Annotated in this window: 19 protein-coding genes; 6 read left to right on the top strand and 13 right to left on the bottom strand. The window is 60.5% G+C overall.

Going from position 1 to position 19,168, the window contains the following annotated elements; translation table 11 throughout:
• Window position 1: 1 nt before the first annotated feature.
• The 3 genes from FY528_RS11215 to FY528_RS11205 form a co-directional block, all read right to left on the bottom strand.
• Entirely contained in the window at window positions 2–1,057 is a 1,056-nt protein-coding gene (locus FY528_RS11215; RefSeq protein ID WP_149071100.1) for an ABC transporter permease, read from the bottom strand.
• A 126-nt stretch (window positions 1,058–1,183) separates the two neighbouring features.
• The gene (locus FY528_RS11210; RefSeq protein WP_149071099.1) at window positions 1,184–2,284 is read right to left on the bottom strand and encodes a BT_3928 family protein; all 1,101 of its coding nucleotides are present in this window, start codon (window positions 2,282–2,284) and stop codon (window positions 1,184–1,186) included.
• Window positions 2,285–2,488: 204 nt separating this feature from the next.
• Window positions 2,489–3,043 carry a DUF1599 domain-containing protein gene (locus FY528_RS11205; protein WP_149071098.1) on the bottom strand — a complete coding sequence of 185 codons (555 nt, stop codon included), beginning with the start codon at window positions 3,041–3,043 and terminating at the stop codon, window positions 2,489–2,491.
• Between the two features lie 124 nt (window positions 3,044–3,167).
• On the opposite strand from FY528_RS11205, the gene folP reads away from it, so the two are divergent.
• The gene (gene folP / locus FY528_RS11200) at window positions 3,168–4,055 is read left to right on the top strand and encodes a dihydropteroate synthase (RefSeq protein ID WP_149071097.1); all 888 of its coding nucleotides are present in this window, start codon (window positions 3,168–3,170) and stop codon (window positions 4,053–4,055) included.
• Entirely contained in the window at window positions 4,052–4,888 is an 837-nt protein-coding gene (gene cdaA, locus FY528_RS11195) for a diadenylate cyclase CdaA (protein WP_149071096.1), read from the top strand. Before folP ends, cdaA begins: the two co-directional genes overlap by 4 nt.
• Window positions 4,889–4,891: 3 nt before the next feature.
• Here the strand turns inward: cdaA and FY528_RS11190 are convergent, their stop codons facing one another.
• The gene (locus FY528_RS11190) at window positions 4,892–5,347 is read right to left on the bottom strand and encodes a lipocalin-like domain-containing protein (protein ID WP_149071095.1); all 456 of its coding nucleotides are present in this window, start codon (window positions 5,345–5,347) and stop codon (window positions 4,892–4,894) included.
• 160 nt (window positions 5,348–5,507) lie between these two features.
• Here FY528_RS11190 and FY528_RS11185 point away from each other — a divergent pair, with 160 nt between their 5' ends.
• A complete protein-coding gene (locus FY528_RS11185; RefSeq protein WP_149071094.1) occupies window positions 5,508–6,527 on the top strand; it encodes a YpdA family putative bacillithiol disulfide reductase in 1,020 nt (339 codons plus the stop codon).
• A gap of 12 nt (window positions 6,528–6,539) precedes the next feature.
• Here FY528_RS11185 and FY528_RS11180 read toward each other — a convergent pair whose 3' ends face one another.
• From FY528_RS11180 to FY528_RS11160, 5 genes are all read right to left on the bottom strand, one after another.
• A complete protein-coding gene (locus FY528_RS11180; RefSeq protein ID WP_149071093.1) occupies window positions 6,540–7,025 on the bottom strand; it encodes a hypothetical protein in 486 nt (161 codons plus the stop codon).
• A gap of 149 nt (window positions 7,026–7,174) precedes the next feature.
• Complete coding sequence (locus FY528_RS11175; RefSeq protein WP_149071092.1) at window positions 7,175–7,657, bottom strand: lipocalin/fatty acid-binding family protein; 483 nt, start codon at window positions 7,655–7,657, stop codon at window positions 7,175–7,177.
• A gap of 247 nt (window positions 7,658–7,904) precedes the next feature.
• Window positions 7,905–9,269: an SGNH/GDSL hydrolase family protein gene (locus FY528_RS11170; RefSeq protein WP_149071091.1), complete on the bottom strand. Its 1,365-nt coding sequence runs from the start codon at window positions 9,267–9,269 to the stop codon at window positions 7,905–7,907.
• Window positions 9,270–9,289: 20 nt separating this feature from the next.
• Window positions 9,290–10,555 (bottom strand): OmpP1/FadL family transporter, encoded by a 1,266-nt coding sequence (locus FY528_RS11165; protein WP_149071090.1) that lies wholly within the window; start codon window positions 10,553–10,555, stop codon window positions 9,290–9,292.
• 81 nt (window positions 10,556–10,636) lie between these two features.
• Complete coding sequence (locus tag FY528_RS11160; protein ID WP_149071089.1) at window positions 10,637–11,476, bottom strand: cyanophycinase; 840 nt, start codon at window positions 11,474–11,476, stop codon at window positions 10,637–10,639.
• A 244-nt stretch (window positions 11,477–11,720) separates the two neighbouring features.
• Here FY528_RS11160 and mgtE point away from each other — a divergent pair, with 244 nt between their 5' ends.
• Window positions 11,721–13,106, top strand: a complete 1,386-nt coding sequence (gene mgtE / locus FY528_RS11155; protein WP_149071088.1) for a magnesium transporter — start codon at window positions 11,721–11,723, stop codon at window positions 13,104–13,106.
• Window positions 13,107–13,179: 73 nt separating this feature from the next.
• Here the strand turns inward: mgtE and FY528_RS11150 are convergent, their stop codons facing one another.
• The 3 genes from FY528_RS11150 to FY528_RS11140 all read right to left on the bottom strand — a co-directional run bounded on the left by FY528_RS11150 (window position 13,180) and on the right by FY528_RS11140 (window position 14,654).
• Window positions 13,180–13,593, bottom strand: coding sequence for a hypothetical protein (locus tag FY528_RS11150; RefSeq protein WP_149071087.1), 414 nt, complete (start codon window positions 13,591–13,593; stop codon window positions 13,180–13,182).
• Between the two features lie 99 nt (window positions 13,594–13,692).
• Window positions 13,693–14,100, bottom strand: a complete 408-nt coding sequence (gene arfB, locus FY528_RS11145; protein WP_149071086.1) for an alternative ribosome rescue aminoacyl-tRNA hydrolase ArfB — start codon at window positions 14,098–14,100, stop codon at window positions 13,693–13,695.
• A gap of 122 nt (window positions 14,101–14,222) precedes the next feature.
• Entirely contained in the window at window positions 14,223–14,654 is a 432-nt protein-coding gene (locus FY528_RS11140) for a hypothetical protein (protein ID WP_149071085.1), read from the bottom strand.
• A 94-nt stretch (window positions 14,655–14,748) separates the two neighbouring features.
• Here FY528_RS11140 and FY528_RS11135 point away from each other — a divergent pair, with 94 nt between their 5' ends.
• On the top strand, window positions 14,749–16,806 hold the full coding sequence (locus FY528_RS11135) for a M13 family metallopeptidase (protein WP_149071084.1): 2,058 nt from the start codon (window positions 14,749–14,751) through the stop codon (window positions 16,804–16,806).
• A gap of 764 nt (window positions 16,807–17,570) precedes the next feature.
• Here the strand turns inward: FY528_RS11135 and FY528_RS11130 are convergent.
• Window positions 17,571–18,479 (bottom strand): NmrA family NAD(P)-binding protein, encoded by a 909-nt coding sequence (locus tag FY528_RS11130; RefSeq protein ID WP_149071083.1) that lies wholly within the window; start codon window positions 18,477–18,479, stop codon window positions 17,571–17,573.
• Between the two features lie 179 nt (window positions 18,480–18,658).
• Here FY528_RS11130 and FY528_RS11125 point away from each other — a divergent pair, with 179 nt between their 5' ends.
• Window positions 18,659–19,060, top strand: a complete 402-nt coding sequence (locus FY528_RS11125) for a winged helix-turn-helix transcriptional regulator (protein WP_149071082.1) — start codon at window positions 18,659–18,661, stop codon at window positions 19,058–19,060.
• The last annotated feature ends 108 nt before the right edge of the window (window positions 19,061–19,168 follow it).

Here is a 19,168-nt window from a genome sequence, read left to right as displayed (position 1 = left end):
GTCAGCTCAGCTTCACGCGGGGGTCCAGCACGGCGTAGAGCACGTCTACCACAATGTTTACCACCACAAAGATGGCCGCAATAAAGATGGTGGCCCCCATGACCACCGGGAAGTCGAGGTTTTCGACGGCCCGCAGCGTGACGGTGCCCAGTCCCTTCCAGTTGAAGATGTACTCAATGAAAAAGGCCCCCGCCATCAGAGAAGCCAGCCAGCCCGATACGGCTGTGACTACCGGGTTGAGGGCATTACGCAGGGCGTGGCCCACCACCACGCGGTAGCCGGACAGGCCCTTGGCCCGGGCGGTTCGGATGTAGTCCTGGCTCATCACCTCCAGCATGGAGCTGCGCGTGAGCTGCACAATAACGGCCAGCGGCCGAATGCCCAGGGCAAAAGCTGGCAGCAACAGATTTCGCAGCACCAAGTGGCGCCCGGTGAAGGGGTCGGTTTCATAGAGCTGCCCCGTCAGGTTGAGGCCCGTCCAGTGGCTCCAGTAGAACCCGAACGTCATGGCAATGAGAATGGCCGCCACAAACGAAGGCACCGAAATGCCCAGCACCGACACCGAAATCAGGGCCCGATCAAGCCAGGAGTGCGGGCGCAGGGCCGCTACTATGCCCAAGGCAATGCCCACCACCGCGGCCAGCACCATGGCTGCCACGGCCAGCCAGAGCGTGCCCGTGAAGTGGTCCACCAGGATGCTGAGTACCTCCTTGTTGCTCTGAAACGAGCGGCGCAGGTACGGCAGCTTTAAGACCAGTGTTTTCTCACCCAGGGGCAGCAAGCCCAGGCCCCCATACTTGGCCACGCCGGCGGAGTCGCGGGGGTGCAGGCCCAGCGGCGACACGTCATTGAGGTAGCCCGCCAGCTGCAGTGGCAGGGGCTGGTCAAGGCCCAGATCGGCGGCAATGGCGGCCCGGGTAGCCGCGTCGGAGCGTTGGCCGGCCAGCAAGGCCACTGGGTCGCCGGGCAGCACGTTGAACAGGAAGAACACCGTGAGGGCCACCCCAATCAGCACCAGCGCCCCCTGCCACACCCGCCGAAACAAAAATCCAATCATGGTTTCAGGATTGGGATCTTAGGGTCTTAGGGGCTTGGGGGCTTGGTTGACGTTCCGATTGACAACGACTCGTTGTTTTATTAAACGAAAACCAAGACCCTAAGACCCTAAGACCCCAAGACCCTATTACAACAGCTCCTCTACTTTGGCGCGGCTGGGAATATCGTGGTAGTGGAACTTGCCTTTCACCACGCCGTCTTTCAGCAACACGAAGCCCGGGTTAGAGCGAATCATGGATTTGAGCACGGTAGCGTCGGCGTAGTAGAACGGGGCCGCCAGGTTCACCTCGTGGCGGAAAGCATCAAACTCGGCGGGGCTGCTGCTCGTCACCACCAGGAAATCAATCTTCTTGCGCGAGGAGTCCACCGATTGCACCAGCTGGTTGATGGTGGTAAACCGGTCCCGGTCGGCGTGGTCGGTGTTCTGAATCACGAGCACCAGCTTATTTCCCTGCAGCAGCTGGGGCGTAAAGTCGCCCTCGTCGTTCCACACCCGGAAGTCGGTGATTTTCGGCGCGGCCTCGGGGTTGAGCGTCACCATCTGCTTGAACTTCCAGGTAGTGTCCGTGGGGTAGTCGGTAAACTCCTGGGTCTGGCCGCCGCGCTCCATAATGTACTTGTAGCGCAAGGCTGCCGAGGGTTTCATCAGCTTCCCAATGTCGTTGCCCACCTTGTAAGGCAGGAAGTCGAAGTAAGGCAAGTGCCCCAGGGCATACACGCCAATGCCCACGGAAACGGCCGCCGCCACGGTAATGTAGATGACGCCGGGCGTACCCTTGGCAAATACCCGCCGCAAGTGCTTCTGGTTGAAGAACACCACGGCCCAGAGCAGCAGCAGGAACAGATCCTTGCTAAACGAGGTCCAAGGCGTGAGCTTGATAAAGTCGCCAAAGCAGCCGCAGTCGGTAACCTTGTTAAAGGCCGCAGAATAGAACGTGAGGAAGGTGAAGAACACCAGCAGCACCAGCAGCGTCCAGAGCGTTTTGCGCAGGTGCCAGCGCAGCAGCAGGGCCACGCCCAGAATCACTTCCAGGGAGCTAAGCACCAGGGAAAGGGTGCGGGCGTGGGGCTTGAAAGACAGAAAAAACCGCCCGAAGTCCTGGGCAAACACCTCGAAGTACTCTTCCAGCTTAAGGGCCGTGCCCACCGGGTCGTTTAGCTTGATCAGCCCCGAAAAGATAAACAGCACTCCCAGCAGCAGCCAGCAAATGCGCGTGATTTGTCTCATAGTAGGGTCTTGGGATCTTGGGGTCTTAGGGTCTTGGGTTGGACAGCTGCCCGGTGCACATACTGCCTACGCACGGTCTGTGTTTTCCTGAACAGCAGCCTTCGCAGACTTTTCGGGACAAAGTACGCCAAAACATTGGCCAGCCCCACACACCCAGCGCCGGGGCTACCCGGTTTTCTTGGTGATCAGAACAAAACCAAGATCCTAAGACCCCAAGCCCCCAAGACCCATCTTTATCAAACAAAACACCGCGTAGTTCAGCATGTCGCGGTAATTGGCTTCCACCCCTTCCGATACGCGCGTGCGGCCGCCCAAATCCTCAATCTGCTTGGTGCGGTGCAGCTTCATCAGAATAATATCGGTGATGCTTTCGATGCGCATCTGGCGCCAGGCCTCGCCGTAGTCGTGGTTTTTGGCAAACAGCAGCTGCCGGGTAAGCTCTACCTCGTGGTCGTAGGCGGCGGTTACTTCGGCTACGTCCAGCTCCAGAGGGGCATCCGCGGGTAGGCGCAGCTGCATCAGCGCAATCAGGCAGTAGTTCACAATGGCCACAAACTCGCCTTCGATGCCTTCATCCACCAGCTGGGTGCCTTTCTCCTGAATAGAGCGGATGCGCTGGGCTTTGATGTAGATCTGGTCGGTGACGGAAGGCAGCCGCAGAATGCGCCACGCGGTACCGTAGTCGTGGGTTTTGGCCAGAAACAGCGCCCGGCACTGGCTGATTACCTGGTCGTACTCGTGCTGGGTTTGGTTGTGCAAGATTTTCAGGCTAGATTTAAAAACTTAGGATCATACCGGGCTTCCGGGTCCGGCAGTTTCGGGCAGATCTACCAACTTTGCGGCCGTAGCGGCCGTTTCAGCGCCGTACTCCATCCCCGTGCTCATGAACCCGACAGTTGCGCAAGATACGTGCTTTTCGGCGAGGCAAACCCTGCGTTGCCCCCGCGGCCGCGTGCTCGATATGCGCCGGCCACAGGTCATGGGCATCCTCAATCTAACCCCGGATTCTTTCTACCAGGGCAGCCGCGTGCAAGCTACCGACGACCTGCTGCGCCGGGCCGAGCAGATGCTCGAGGCTGGGGCCGCTGTACTCGACCTGGGCGGCTACAGCACCCGCCCGGGCGCCGAGGATATAGCCGAGAACGAGGAAAAGCGCCGCGTACTGCCCGCCATCCAGGCCGTGCGCGAAGCCTTTCCCGAAGCCTTCTTATCAGTCGATACGTTCAGGGCCTCCGTGGCGACGGAAGCCGTGGCCCTGGGCGCCGACATCCTCAACGACATCAGCGCCGGCACCCTCGACGCGGAGCTGCTCAGTGCGGCCGGGCGCCTGGGCGTCCCCTACGTGCTCATGCACCTGCGCGGCACCCCCCAAACCATGACCCAGCACACGCATTACTCTAGCGACCTGCTGCTGGAGATGGTGCGCTTCTTCCGCACCAAGCTGGCCGAGCTGCGCGCCGCGGGCGTGGTGGATGTGGTGCTGGACCCTGGCTTCGGCTTTGCCAAAACCTCGGAGCAGGGCTACGAGCTGCTGCGCCGCCTGCCCGAGCTAAACATCCTGGGCTTGCCGCTGCTGGTGGGCGTCTCGCGCAAATCGATGGTGTACAAGCCGCTTGGCCTCACCCCCGATGCAGCCCTGACGGGTACCATTGCCGTCCATACCATGGCCCTGCTCAATGGAGCCCGGCTGCTGCGCGTGCACGACGTGGCCGAGGCCGTACAAACTATCAAGCTGGTGCTGAACTCCTACCCTATTCCCTCCTCCTCGTGATTGGCTCCTTCTCCATCGGCTTCCTGCGCATCGGCTGGCTGGACGTGGTAGACGTGCTGCTGGTGACGGTGCTATTTTACCAGCTCTACAAGCTGCTCACGGGCAGCGTGGCGCTGAAGGTGTTTCTGGGGCTGATGTCGATTTACCTGCTCTACCTAGTAGTGCGGGCGGCGGGGATGGAGCTGCTGACCACCATTCTGGGGCAGTTTATGAGTGTGGGCGTGCTGGCCAGCATCATCCTGTTTCAGCAGGAAATCCGGCGGTTTCTGCTCACCATTGGCAAGGCTACCACCTTTGAGCGCATGCGCATGTTTGCGTGGCGGCGCGACCCGGCCGCCGAGAAGATGAACATCACCCCATTTGTGGAGGCGGCCAAAAGCCTCGCCAGCAAGAACACCGGCGCCCTCATTGCCTTCACTCTGGGCTCTGACCTGCAGCTCTACGCCGACTCCGGTGACTTGATTGATGCCACCATCAGCAAACGCCTGCTGATGAGCATTTTCAATAAAACCAGCCCCCTGCACGACGGGGCCGTCATCATTACCAACAACCGGCTGCAGGCGGCCCGCTGCATATTGCCGGTAAGCGAAAACCCCGACGTGCCGGCTTCGATGGGCCTGCGCCACCGCGCGGCCATTGGCCTGAGCGAGGTAACCGACGCCGTGGTGCTGGTGGTGAGCGAGGAAACCGGCCAGATTTCGCTGGTGCGCAGCGGGGAAGTGTTCCGCAACCTGGCCCCGGCCGACTTACGTGCCCGCCTCAACGAGTTCCTGTTTGATGCGGCGCCCAAAGCCGCCGCACCCGCCTCTTCGGCCGCCGAGGTAGCGGCTTAGGTCCTACCTCGCCTTATACGACTCGGTGATAGTAACAAAGTTTCCAAACGCCCGCGCGTTGGTCGTTGCTTTTAATGAGGTAGCTGTTAGCTCGATGATGTTCCGCACTTGGGCGGGGCCGTTCAGAGGCGTTAGCGTGAGCTGGGTACCATCAGCATTCAAAGCCCAAGTACCCGCTGTGCCCGTTGCGGGCGTGCATACCTTCGAATTTTCGTAGAAGGAGTACGTATGGTTACTGGCGGTGAAGTGAAAAAAGTTATCCTTCTCACAGTCACCGTAGGTGTCATAGGCATCAGTACCCTCGCCATTAATGCTGAAGGTTGCCCCCGAGATAATCCAGTCGTGGGCGACGAGCATTTCGGCTTTGGTTTTGACAGGCCCAGCCGAATCGTCGTCTTTGCAGCTGATAACGATGCTGCTGGCTATTAGGAGCAGGAGCAAAAAAGAAATATGCTTCATAAAATGGAGTAACGTCTTGATGCTAGCGTTTGCACTTATTATTCAAGCTGGATGCTGGCGGCTAAAGTAGCATACGTCGGTGAGTACACCCTTTCAGGGTCGTTTGCTTTCATACAAACTTCTCCAAACCCAACCCGCCACTTCGTGGTAGTAGCTGCGTATGGCTGATTCTTCTTTTTCTTCTTTTGATGTAGTGGTAATTGGCGCTGGGCCGGTAGGCCTGGCGTGTGCTATTGAGGTACAGCGCCGCGGGCTCACAGCCTGCGTGGTGGATAAAGGCGCCCTGGTCAACTCCCTGATTGGATACCCGACCAACATGGAGTTTTTCTCCACGCCCGAGCTGCTGGAAATAGGCGGCTACCCCATGACAACTTTGCACTACAAGCCCCTGCGCGAGGACGCCCTCGATTACTACCGGCGCGTGGCTTTTGCCGAGCAGCTTACCCTTCGCCTGTATGAGCGCGTGACGGGGCTGGAAGGAGAGGTGGGGCGCTACGAGGTAGTCACGGAGAAAGGCCGCCTGGGGGCCCGCTACGTGATTGTGGCCACGGGCTTCTACGATGTGCCTAACTACCTGAACGTGCCCGGCGAGGAGCTGCCCCATGTAACGCACTACTACAAAGAACCCTACGCCCACGCCGACCAGGACGTGGTAGTGGTGGGGGCTAAAAACTCCTCCGCCAAAGCAGCTTTGCAGCTGCTGCGTGCGGGTGCTCGTCCGATTCTCGTCGTGCGGGGCGCCCAAATCAGCGACTCGGTGAAGTACTGGATTCGGCCCGACCTGCTCAACCGAATCAAAGAAGCCCGCATCGGGGCCCTGTTCAACACTACCGTGGAGCGCATCACGCCTACCACGGTAGAAGTGCGCACGCCCGAGGGGCTGCGCAGCCTACCGGCCCAGCACGTCTACGCCCTCACCGGCTACCACCCCGACTTCCGGTTTCTGACGGTCCTGGGCATCAGCTGCCAGGGCGACGCCGCCCAGACCCCTACCCACGACGCCGATACCCTTGAAACCAACCGCCCGGGCCTCTACCTGGCCGGCACGGTGTGTGGCGGCCTCAACACCAGCCGCTGGTTTATTGAGAATGGCCGCTACCACGCGCAGGTAATTGCCGCCCGGCTGGCCGGGGAAGCTACGCCCGCACTGCCGGCCGTGCAACAGCCCATTGCCTACTAGCCCCACGCGGGGCTAGCGGGGTAGGTAGGTTTCCGTAACGGTGTAGACTTCCCCGTCTTCCCGGAGGGTGCTGAGCAGCTGTAGACGCTGGCTGGTTACGGCCCCCAGGTTAAGGACCACGTTATCGTCGTGCACCGTCAGCACCAGCTTGCGCTCATCGGTGGTCAGGGCCCACTGCCCGGCTATGCGCTGGGGGTCGTAGGCGGTACATCGGCTGGCCCCTTCGTCGAAGCAAAACTGCCCTGTCGCCTCAAACCGCCAGCTATTGTCGCGGCGGCACGCCTCGTAGTAGGGCAACAAATCGGTGATGATATCGGGCCCGCGCTCAAAGCCCGGATCCACCTGCACGCTGGCCAGCGCCCAGTCTTTCCCGATCAGGTAGTCGGCTTTCGTCAGCGGGCGCGGCAGCTCCTCTGCCGCCTGGCACCCCGACAAGAGCAGGAAAGCCAGGAACCCGCCGTAGCCAGCATCCTGGATATGCTCAGATATCCACCCCATAGCCGTATAGAATAAGCAGTAGCAGCGGGCAGCCACTAACCGGCCGCCCGCTGCTCTATGTTACGGATATTTTTCTCATTATCAAGTCCTCCCTCGGCCGTTTTTCCGTGGGCAAAGCGACTGAAAAAGGAGCTGTGGCACCCCGGGCGCTACTGCTTGGCGTAGGTGTACACGTAAGTATAATCTACGCCATCGATGGTGCGGATGCCCTTGAGCTGCAAGGTAGTTTCCGACAGCCGCAGCACGTTGAAGCTGCTGGCGCCGAGCGTCTGCAGGTTGGTGCGGAGAATGGTATCATCGGCCTCAAACGCCCAGGTACCCGCGAACTGCTGGGGGCCACTGGCACATTGCGAAGCGCCCTCCCGCAACGCGCAGGTTTTAGCGCGGTCGAAGTGCATCAGGTCGTCCCGGTCGCACTCCGGCATGTAGGCAAATACGTCGGTAATCAATTCGCCTTCCTCGGTAGGGAAAGCCGGCGACACGGTTTCGGCGGCCAGCTTCCAGTCTTTCTCCGTGAGCAGGTCGGTTCTGGATGGCGCGGGGGCTACTTCCGGCCCGGCTTTTTCGCAGCCAGCAAAGGTTCCGGCCAGCAACAGGGCCGCCAGCAAGGGCGTGTTCAGCAATGTTTTCATAGTAGTGAGGGAGGTTGGCAGGAGCAGAAAAGAAAGAAGCGCGTCCGATAACATTATCTTTATCAGAACACTACAAAGGTACCTTACCCCCAGGCCCGCCTCCAATCGCGGGACCTCACATCATCGGGGGGCTGCTCCCGGAAACGCCCCCTAGCGGCCTCACATATTCTGGTAGGAACGGCCTTAAAGCAGAAAACCCTCTCTTTCTGCTGGAAAGAGGGGATTTTCGAAAAGGCGTGGCCGCTACTTATGGCAGCGGAATGCCGGGGTATTCGTTCGGGTTCAGGAAGGGCACCGAAGCTCCGTAGGTCTGGTTGATAACCCGGATGAATTCGTTGGCTACCACGGCGTAGCCACGGGGCGTGGGGTGCACGCCATCCAGAGAGAACAGGTTGCCGGAAATAAAGCTCGTGGTGTTGGTCACGCCATTGGTAGCAATGCCATTAGCCGAGATGCCCGTGAAGAGGGTGGCCATATCCACCAGCGGCTGCTTGTACTGCCGGGCCGATTTGGCAATGATGCTGTTGAGCTGGGCCGTGCGGGTGGTAATAGCGCTGATTTCATCGGCATCCAGCACGTACTGGCTGGGCAGCGGGTTGCTTTGGGTGGGCGCGTAGCCCACGCCTACCGGGAACGGATTGTTGGCGTCGGTCGAAGGCGTGCCAATCACGCTGGTCGAAGTCAGCACGAGCAGGTCCGAGGCCGTAGCGGCCCGTACTTCGCCTTTACCCGTGGTGATGTACAGCCCGGCCAAAGCGGCATTGGGCAGGGCCGGGTTGGCCTTGATGCTGGCATTGATGGCCGCCACGCGCACCGTGGTGAAGTACGGCAGGGCCGTTACGCCGGGGATGTTGGCCACGGCACCTTTCACCGTGCCATTCTTGGAGATGGTGCCCAGCAGGGCCCGGTAGCCACGGCCGAAGCGCGTGGTATCCGACAGGCCGCTGAAGGGATTGGTTGCGCTGGCCACGCCCCCGTTGGTGGCATAGGTCAGTACGTCGTTGTTACCGAGCCAGAACGTGAAGAACGTCGGCGTAGCCCGCCCGATGTAGGTCAGGTAGTCGGTCGTCAGGACCTCCGTGCCGGACAGCAGGCGGTTAAAGAACGGGTTGATAGCGCCGTACGGCGCTAAACCACCCGTCAGTTCTGATACACTGGAAATTACCGAAATGCCCGGCACCCCCAGGTTATTGGGCTGAGCCCCTTCGTAAGCGGTAAGCTGGTTCTGGCCGCTAGGCAGCTGTTGCCCGGTATAGGCCAGCGAAGTAGTAACCGGCACGAGGCGGGGGGTGCCATTGGCGTTGAAGCCCGCCAAGGACAGGTAGCCGCTGCCGTTTTCCTGCCCGGCTTTAAACGAGGGCTGCACGAAGTCGCCGCCGCCTACTTTCTTGAACTGCATAGCCAGCATTGCCGGGTACGAGTTGGCCTGCGAGGCATTAGACAAGCCGCCGCTCTGGTAGCCGGCCGTGAGGGAGTTGCCTACCGCCACGTACTTGGAGAAATCAGCCGAGCCTTTGTCGGCTTTGGGCGCCTCCAGCTCCGGCTGGCAGCCCCCGAGCACCAGCCCCAGCAACGCCAGGCCTGGCAGCGTATTTTTAAAGATCTTATACATGAGAATCAGGGGAGGGAAGCTTAGAAGTTGTAGTTGAAGCCGATACCGGGAATTACAATGTTCGTCTTGTAAGTTCCCGCCACCCGGTCCGTCGTGCCGTTATTCAGCAGGTCGCTCTGGGTCTGGGTGCGCTTCGCGAGGCTCACAAACTGCGTCGAAACATCCACGGAGAAATGCTCCCCGGCCTTGTACGATACGCCCAGCGTGCCGCTCACGCGGTTGGCATCGGGCGTTTCCGGCGTCACGTACCCGTCTTTCACCGGCGACATATCGTAGGCGCCACCGGCCCGCACCGTGAAGGCGTCGGTGAGGGCGTACTGCCCACCCAGGCGGAACGTGAGGGCATCCTCGTAGAAGCGCTTGGAGCTGGAGCTGGTGATGCCGGCCCCACCCACGTTGTTGTTGAATTTAAAGTCGAGGGAGCGGTACTGGCTCCACTGCACGTGGTTCACGTCGAGGGCCAGCGTGAGCTTCTCGGTGGGCATCAGGCCGATACCAATAGTCGTAGTAGCGGGCAGCGGAATCGTTACATCGAATTCGGTAGCCCGGAAGCTGGGCGTAGCGGCAGCCGACAGGTTGGAGAAGGTTACGTCGCCCCCTTTCACGGTCGCGTCAATCTTGGAGCGGTAGGATACGCCCACGCTCAGCTTTTCAGAAGGCTTGAAGTAGATACCCGCGTTGAAGCCGACTTTGTTTTCGGCTTTGCCGTCCAGCTCTACGTGGCCAAACTGGCCCTGGGCGTTTTGGGCCGGAATATCGCGCTGCAGGTTCACGGCGCCATAGGCCAGCACCGCCACGCCTACCCCCACACTCAGGTTTTCCGTGAGAGCGTAGCTCACCGTCGGCTGCACGAAGATGGACTTGAGGTCGATATCGGTGAGGGCAAAGCGCCCTTCCCAGCCATCGGCGTACTGCAGCTTGCTGCCGAAGGGAGTATACACGGCAATACCGGCCTTCCACTTACCCTCGGCGGGACCGAAGCCCGCAAACAGGCTAAACGGCGTGACGACGGAATTGCGCAGGGTGCGCTCTTCGCTGCCAAACTGCCCCCGGAAGGACTGGCGGGCAAACGTGGCATTGGCTCCTATCTGAACGCCCCGCTCCCGTACCATAGCCAGGGCCCCGGGGTTGTAGAACATAGCAGCTTGGTCCAGGGCTAGGCCCGTCCCTACACCGCCCATGCCGTTGTTTTTGATGCCGGCCAGGGATACCTGGAAGCCACCCGCCGAGGCGGCCGAGCCCGAAAGCAGCGCGCCACCTACCAGGAGTAGAGATTTTAGCTTCATAAGAAAAGTAAGGGTGAGAATGTGAGGTTGTGGAGCTAAATGTAGGGAGAAAAAATCATCCGGTAGTAGGCTAGCCGACTATTATTCCGCCTTTTCGTCCGGGTTTTCCGGGGCTGTTTCCACCGTAGCCAGTACCTCCCGGGTACGGCAGTTGAAAACCTGCCCGGCCACCAGCAGGTGTACCCGGTACTCCTGCCCGCCGATGGGCGCCCCCCGTCGGATATGCGCCAGGTTGCCGTGGCGCAGGTGCTGGCCGTCGATGACCATCACGCCGCCGTCGCCAAATACCTCGGCCAGATGCCCTTGCCGAATAATAACGCCGGTTTCCTCCGCTAACCCCAGCCCCAGGCTCTGCGGGTGCTTCAGCACGGCGTGCAGAAGGCGGCCCATGCGACCCCGCTCCGCAAAGTGCTGGTCGATCAGCAGATCCGCCACCAGCGCCAAACCCGGCTGAATCTCGATACCGCCCTTGCGCAGGGCCCGCCACCCGTAGCCGTTCACGAGCATGTTGTCGGGCAAAGCGGCGGCCCCGGCACTGGTGCCCGCCACTACGAAGGCGGCGTCGGTGCGGTAGCGCGCCTGCAGCTGGCGCAGAAACTCGGTGCCCTGCAGAAAGTCGGTAATAAGCTCCTGGTCGCCGCCGGTGAGAAACACCAGCCGGGCCTGGGCCAGGCGGCGCAGCGTGGCGGGCGTGTCGGCGGGGCGGCGCTCATCGATCTGCAGGTAGCGGGCCCCGGCGCAGCCCTGCTCCTGGAAAGCGCGCACGTAGGCCTGGGCCGTGCGCCGGGGTTCCTGCGAGGCAACCGAAATAATTTCGATGACGGCGTCAGCGTCGGCCAGCTGCGCGCAGAGCAGGGAAAGCAGGGAGTCATCGTCGCCGCCGCCCAGCGCGACAAGGGTTCCTAGGGGATTATCAGCCATGTAGGCACGTACGTCAGTTCAACTGCAAGGTATAGCCCATCCGAAACCTAAAAGCGAAAAAGACTTGGAAGCTGAACCGGGAACCACCCGCTCCTATTTCCGTTTTATTTCGCGGAGGAAGTCTATTTGTTTGGCGGAAAAATAGGCTGGATACGCGGAAGCCCCCGGCATTTCTCCTATTTTTGCGCGCCTATTTTTCACACCTACCCGCTTGCCTAGCGAAGCATAACCGCCCTCAGTTCCGATGATTCAAACGCCAACCTCGGAAACCATCACGTCCCTGATTCAGGAGGGTGAGTTTTTTAAGCTCAAGGAGGTCCTCAAGCACTTTGAGCCGGCCGAAGTAGTGGCCCTGCTCGAAGAGGAGGAAGAGCGGGAGCAGCTCATCATTTTCCGGCTGCTGCCTCTGCGCCTGGCCACGGAAGTGTTCGAGTACCTGAGCCTCGACATCCAGAAGCATTTCCTGGCCAACCTCTCGCAGGAGAAGATGACCGACATCCTGAACGAGATGTCGCCCGACGACCGCACGGCCCTGCTGGAGTTTCTGCCCGATGAGCTGGTGCGGGAGCTGATTCAGACCCTGTCGGAGCCCGAGCGCAAAGTAACGCTGGAGCTGCTGGGCTACCCCGAGTACTCGGTGGGCCGCCTGATGACGCCCGACTACATTGCCATTCGGGAAAGCTGGACGGTGCAGCAGGTGCTGGACTACATCCGGCGGCACGGCGGGCAGTCGGAAACGCTGAGCGTGCTTTACGTGACCGACCACCGGGGCGTGCTCATCGACGATATTCGCATTCGGGAGGTGCTGCTGGCCGACCCGCAGAAAAGCGTGAGCGAAATCATGGACCGCCGGTTTGTGTCGCTCAAGGCCATGCAGGACCAGGAAGAAGCCATTGAGGTGTTCCGCCGCAACGACCGGGTGGCCCTGCCCGTGGTCAACAACGAAGGCGTGCTGTTCGGCATCGTGACCATCGACGATATTCTGGACATCCGGGAGGAAGAAGACACCGAAGACATCCAGAAGCTGGGCGGCTCGGAGGCTCTCGACGAGCCTTACCTCGATACGCCCGTGCTGGATATGGTGAAAAAGCGGGCCGGCTGGCTCGTGATTCTGCTGATTGGGGAAATGCTCACGACCTCGGCCATGCACCACTTCGAGGACGACCTGCAGCGGGCCGCGGTGCTGGGCTTGTTTATCCCGCTCATTATCTCGGCCGGCGGCAACGCGGGCTCCCAGGCTACCTCGCTCATTATCCGGGCTATGAGCCTGGGCGAGTTCACGCTTTCCGACTGGTGGCTGGTGATGCGAAGGGAACTGGTTTCGGGGGCACTGCTGGGTGCTATTCTGGGCGTGGTTGGCTCGTTGCGCATCGTACTCTGGGCCAAGGTCATTGATCCGGGCTACTTCGGGCCGTTCTGGCCGCTGATTGCCGTAACGGTGGGCATATCCCTGCTGGGCATTGTGCTCTGGGGCGCCTTGTCGGGGGCCATGCTGCCCATGCTGCTTAAGCGTCTGGGCCTCGACCCCGCCACCGCTTCGGCCCCGTTTGTGGCTACGCTGGTTGACGTGACCGGGCTCATCATTTACTTCTCGGTAGCTACGCTGGTTTTGCGCGGCACGCTGCTGTAATCAGGCTCCGCTACCAAAAAAGAACGGTCCGGCTGCAGCGTGCAGGCGGACCATTCTTTTCTGGTAGCCGTGGCTACGGCTGGGCGCTAAGCCACGCTACGGCCTCGGCCTCATCCACGAACTGGTTGATGGAGCAGTTGTCGCCGTAGGTGTGAGGCAGCGGGGGCAGGGTGTCGTCCTGCACGTCGTCGAGCTGATAGGGCGCAATCAGGAAGGCCAGATAAGCCTGCCCGTGCAGGTGGTGGCGCAAAGCGGGGTAAAACGTTTCGGCCAGCCAGTGCACATCCCGGGCATCTACCTGGGTGCGGCGGCGCGAGTCAATCAGCCAGTGGCGGCAGGCTTCGCAGCCGCTGGCGTAGCGCAGCAGCTCCTGGTAGCCGGCGCGCAGCTCGGTTGAAGTGGCCGGCCGCGTCCAGCGGGCCGTCACCATGCCCAGGTCGGGGCGGTGCGTGAGCGTCAGGTAGTCGTTGATGGCAGTAGTCGTCATACAGCAAGGAAAAAGAAAGCTGTTCCAGAATACAATCAGAGGGCAGTACGCAGCCTGAGGGCGAAGCGTTGGCTCCCGGCCTGGCTACGGGGGCAACACTCAGTCCTGCACCCGCCCCCGGCTGGCTTTCTTCTGGCTGTGTTTTTTCTTGGATTCCAGGCGCTGGCGCACGGTGCCGGCACTGGGCTTGGTGGCCCGGCGGGCCTTGGGCTTATGCAAAGCCTGGCGGAGGAGCTCATGAAACTTGCGCAGGGCCGTTTCCTTGTTGCGCAGCTGGCTGCGGTCTTCCTGAGCTACGACCAGCAGCTCGCCTTCAGTAGTTAGTTTGGAGGCCAGCTTCTGGACTAGGATCTGCTTTTGCTCGTCCGTCAGGAGCTGGGAGTCGAGCAGGCGGAAGCGCAGCTCCACCCGGCTTTCCACCTTGTTCACGTTCTGGCCGCCCGGGCCGCTGCTGCGGCTGGTCTGGAACTGGAGTTCGGGCAGGAAGGCATCGGCGGCGGGCAGCATGGGGCAAATGTGGTGAATGTGGGGAGAATGTGCTGAATACGAGAGAGTGTTTTGAATGAAGAAGGACAGCAGAAAATAAAAGAGTGACGAAGCACATTCAACTCATTTACCCACATTGCCTTTCACATTCCTCTCCACAGCAGCCAGCCCAACAGGCCGGAGCGAAAAGTCCAGGCCAGGGTGCGGGGCCAGTTGGTGCGCACCAGCCCGTCGATGGCCACATAGTCGTAGCCCTGCCCCAGGCGGTTGTGGAAGGGCACGGTGATGAAGAACGTACTGGCCCACACCAGCAGCACCAGCCCCAGTTGCCACCAGCGGGCCACTCCCAGTTCCGGGGCCTGCCCGGCCAGCCACCCGGCCAGGCACAACTCCAGCACCATCGGGGCCATTACCAGCCAGCTGATGCGGGTGGAATGCTGCTGATGGAATGCCTGGAACTTCTCGGGGGCAACCTGCGCGAAACTCGGGTAATGCACCAGCTGCACCGTCCAGATGAGGCCGGTGAGGTAGGCGGCCAGGGCAAAGTTGAGCAGGAGCAAATGCGGTAGTTTCATGGTCAGGCAACAACTGGTACGGTAGCAGCGTCCTTGCCGCTACGCGAAACAACTCATTCGAGCTATATTCGTCCTCTTCCATTCGCAATTTTCCATGACCCTCTCCCCTATTCTGCGGCCCTGGCTGCTGGCGGCGCCGCTGCTGGGCCTCGTGTTTACAGCCTGCCAGCCCGGCGGCAAGTCTACGGCCACCGGCCCCGACCTCATCCAGGCCAACCTGGATACCACCGTGCACCCCGGCGACGACTTCTACGCCTACTCCAACGGCACCTGGTTTAAGCAGCACCCCATTCCGGCTTCGGAAAGCAACTGGGGCATTGGCAAGGAAGTGCAGAACGAGATATACGCCCGCCTGCGCAGCCTGAGCGAGGAAGCCGCCAAAGCCCAAGCCACCCCGGGCAGCACCCAGCAGAAAATCGGCGACTTCTGGGCCGCTGGCATGGACAGCACCGCCATTGATAAGCAGGGTGTGGCCCCGCTCAAAGCCGAGCTGGACCGCATTGCCGCCATTCAGTCGGTGGCGGATGTGCAGGCCGCCATTGCCCGTCTGCAGCCCCTGGGCGTAAATGCCCTGCTGGGCTTGTATGTAGGTCAGGACGCCAAAAACAGCGAGAAAATGGCGCTGCAGCTGTGGCAGTCCGGCCTGGGCTTGCCCAACCGCGACTATTACTTCAACAAAGACGCCCGCACCAGCAACATCCGCAAGGAATACCAGCAGCACCTGACGCGCATGTTTGGCCTGCTGGGCCAGGATGCCGCCACCGCCCAGCAGAACACCCAGCGCGTGCTGCAGCTGGAAACCAAGCTGGCGGCCTCTTCCCGCAAGCTCGAAGCCCTGCGCGACCCGTACGCCAACTACAACAAAATGACCATTGCCCAGCTCGACCAGCTCACGCCGGGGCTGGGTTGGCAGCCCTGGCTGGCCCAAATGGAGCTGACCAAAGCCGACACCGTGATTGTAGGGCAGCCGGAGTTTTACCGCGAAGCCGGCCGCCTGCTTAAAACCGCCCCGCTGGCCGACTGGAAAGCCTACCTGCAATGGCAATTGGTGCACGCTTACGCCCCCACCCTTAGCCGCAACTTCGACCAGGAGAACTTCCGCTTCTACGGCACGGTGCTGCAGGGAGCTAAGGAGCAGCGCCCCCGCTGGAAGCGCGTGCTCGATGCCGAGGAAAGTGCCCTGGGCGAGGCCCTGGGTCAGCTGTTTGTGAAGGAATATTTTCCGCCCGCAACCAAGGAGCGGTACGAGAAGCTCACGGCCAACATCATGACCTCCTTCCGCGAGCATATCCAGCAGCTCGACTGGATGAGCGACTCCACCAAGCAGAAAGCCCAGAGCAAGCTCACCAAAATCACCCGCAAAGTAGGCTACCCCGACAAGTGGAAGGATTACTCTTCCCTGAAAATTGACCGCAGCTCCTACGCTCAGAACGTGATGCGCGCCAACCAGTGGCGCTACCGCTTCGAGCTGAGCAAGCTGGGCAAGCCCGTAGACCGCACGGAGTGGGGCATGACGCCCCAGACGTACAACGCCTACTACAACCCCTCGAACAACGAGATTGTGCTGCCGGCCGCCATCTTCGCCATTCCCGGCCTGAAAGATGCCGACGCCGACGACGCCATCATCTACGGCTACGCGGGGGCCAGCACCATCGGCCACGAACTAACCCACGGCTTCGACGATGAAGGCAGCCAGTACGACGAGAAAGGCAACCTGCGTAACTGGTGGACCAAGAAAGACCGGCAGCTGTTCCAGCAGCGCGTAAACGGCATCGTGCGCCAGTTCAACGGCTACACCGTGCTCGACTCCATGCACATCAACGGCAAAGCTACGGCCGGCGAAAACATTGCTGACCTGGGCGGCATCGTCATTGCCCTGGATGCCTTCAAGAAAACCGAGCAGTACAAAAAGGGCGAGAAGATCGGGGGCCTCACGCCTACCCAGCGCTACTTCCTGGGCTATGCCCTGGGCTGGCAGGTGCACCAGCGCGACGAGCGGCTGGCTCAAAGCATCCTCACCGATGTGCACTCACCCGCGCAGTATCGCATCAACGGCCCCTTTGCCGACGTGCCGGAGTTCTACGAGGCCTTCAACGTGCGGCAGACCAACAAGCTCTGGCGCCCCGACAGCGCCCGAGTAAAAATCTGGTAGCCTCAACAGAAAGCTCAAAAGGCCGCTCACTTTAGTTGATGTGAGCGGCCTTTTTCTTGCTTCTTGACCGATGCCACGGTGGAGATAATCACAGTATCGTGCATTCAACGACTACCTAATTACCAAAATGACATTTAGATATCACATCACCTCATGGATTCCTACCGCTGCTATGGGCGTTGGTATCGTCACCTTGCTCGGCGCTTGTTCAACTGAGCCTACCCGCGAAAAAGCAGTTGAAGAAGCCTCAAAGGGCATTTCCCTCTACAGCACGAGGCGCGTAGCTATGGCCCCCGATACCACTGCCCCCGGCCAGTCATATATGCGTAAGGTATTTCTGACCAATAATACCCTAAAGCAGCAGGCTGCCGCGGCCGACTACCCCTATACCATCTTTTTGTCCGGGCTCAGCCGCCCGTTGACATCGAACAAGAATTGGTGGGCGACACCTGCTACCTGAAGTTAGGCTCTATTGCAACCAAAGACGCTGCCTCGTTTGACTGGCAATGCGAGTTTTACATCGACTACAAAGACAATCAACGAGCTACCGATACGGTATTTGCGGTAATCGAGCGTGTTATCATCAGACCATAGTCTTGTAGCTTAGCCGGGGACCTGATAAGACTAGCGCCGCTTTTCACCTCAGCCCCGCCATGTCAGCCGTCCTAGATATTAAGCACCTGACAAAGCGCTAAGCCCGCACTACCGCCGTGCAGGACCTTTTGCTGAGCGTAACCGTCGGCACCTAACCCATTTTGTCCGGCTTAGGCCACCTGGGCTGCCGTAGCTCCAGCAAAAGCCGGCGCGAAGACGGTGCGGGCAAATTCAGCCAGCGTGGTGGGCGAAGCACTAGCTGCGGTGCGTGCCTCGTTCACCATCACTTTTTCGGCATTCATGTTCCGCGTCATTTCATCGTAGAGGCTGGCCATGCTCTCGGAAAGGCCCGCCTGTATCATACCTTGCTTAGCGTCTTCGTAAGAAAATGGCACGTAGGGCAGCTCCGGGCGGCCAATAGCCTGCCCAATGGCCTGGGCGGCCTCCGTGAGCGTATAATTCTGCGGCCCAAGCAGGTAGTGTACCGAGCCCGGCTCAAAGCCTTGCGTCAGCAGCGCGGCGGCGCGGGCGGCAATATTCTTGGTAGCCACCATGGGGAAAGCCAGATCGGGACGCATGGCCGAGCCCGTAATCCCCATGTGCTGAATCAAGCCGATGTTGGCCAGCAGGTTTTCCATGAAGTAGGCCGGGCGCAGGTGGGCCACGCGCAGGCCCGGAATTTGGTTGAGGCGGGCCTCCTGGTGGTGAAGGCCCACCACCGGACCTGTACCGGCCGGCTCATCGGCGCCAATGCTGCTCAGGTGCACCGCCGTGGGCAGGCCAGCAACACGCACCGCTTCGGCTATGGCCTGGCCTACCTGCTGCATGTGCGCCAGCACATCGGGAGCTGTGACGTTGGGCGGAATCATCAGAAAAGCGGCGTCGGCCCCGCGCAGGGCCTGCGTGAGGAAAGCCACGTTGTGCAGGTCGCCGGCCTGAGGATGCGCCCCGGCCGCAGCCAGTGCATCGAGGCGGGCACTGGGGCGCGCTACGGCCGTAACGCGGTGCCCTTGGCTCAGTAGTTCGTGCGTGAGGGCGGTGCCAATGTTGCCGGTGGCCCCCGTGATGACAATGTTCATAGGAAGATTGGTAAAGAGAAAGTGAAGCCGCTGAAAAGCAGCCGGCTTGTGGGCGGATTCTGAGCAGAAAGCAACCACGAATCAAAGGAAATTGCTTACTTCGCTTTTCGCAAGTACCTACCAAAAAGTAGGCTACTTACTTTTATCACAGATTTGCTGATAATCAGCTAGTAAATTTTATGCAGAAGTTCACCAAACAACAAGCTGCCGAAGCGCAGTGGCGAGGCAAAGCCGAGCCCGGCCCCTTTGATTTCTGCCCCGTGCGCACCACGCTGAACGTCCTGGGGGGGAAGTGGAAGCTCCTGATTCTCTCCTACCTGCTGGAGGGTACCCGCCGCTACGGGGAGCTGCGGCGTCTGATGCCCGAAATCACGGAGAAAATGCTGATTCAGGAACTGCGCGAAATGGAGCAGGATGGTTTGGTACAACGCGTGGTTTACCAGCAGGTGCCCCCGAAGGTGGAATACCTGCTTACGGAGCACGGCCAACAGGTGCAGCCTCTGCTTAACTCTTTGGTGGCCTGGGGGCAGGGCTACCTTACGCGCTCCGCCCCATGTGTTCCTGCCGCCGCGGAGAGTTGAGCTGGCAGCCCTATCACTTCCCTCTAGGGAGTTGTATTCATCAGGCAGGCAACCCTTCGGCGGCCCGGCGCATCTGTACCCCAGCAAGCCTTACTTTCTTTTCTCCAA

Origin of the sequence: Hymenobacter lutimineralis, assembly GCF_008271285.1 — a bacterium.
Classification (GTDB): Bacteria; Bacteroidota; Bacteroidia; order Cytophagales; family Hymenobacteraceae; genus Hymenobacter; species Hymenobacter lutimineralis.
Note: the sequence above shows the minus strand (reverse complement) of the source record. Positions and strands in the feature narration are given on the sequence as shown.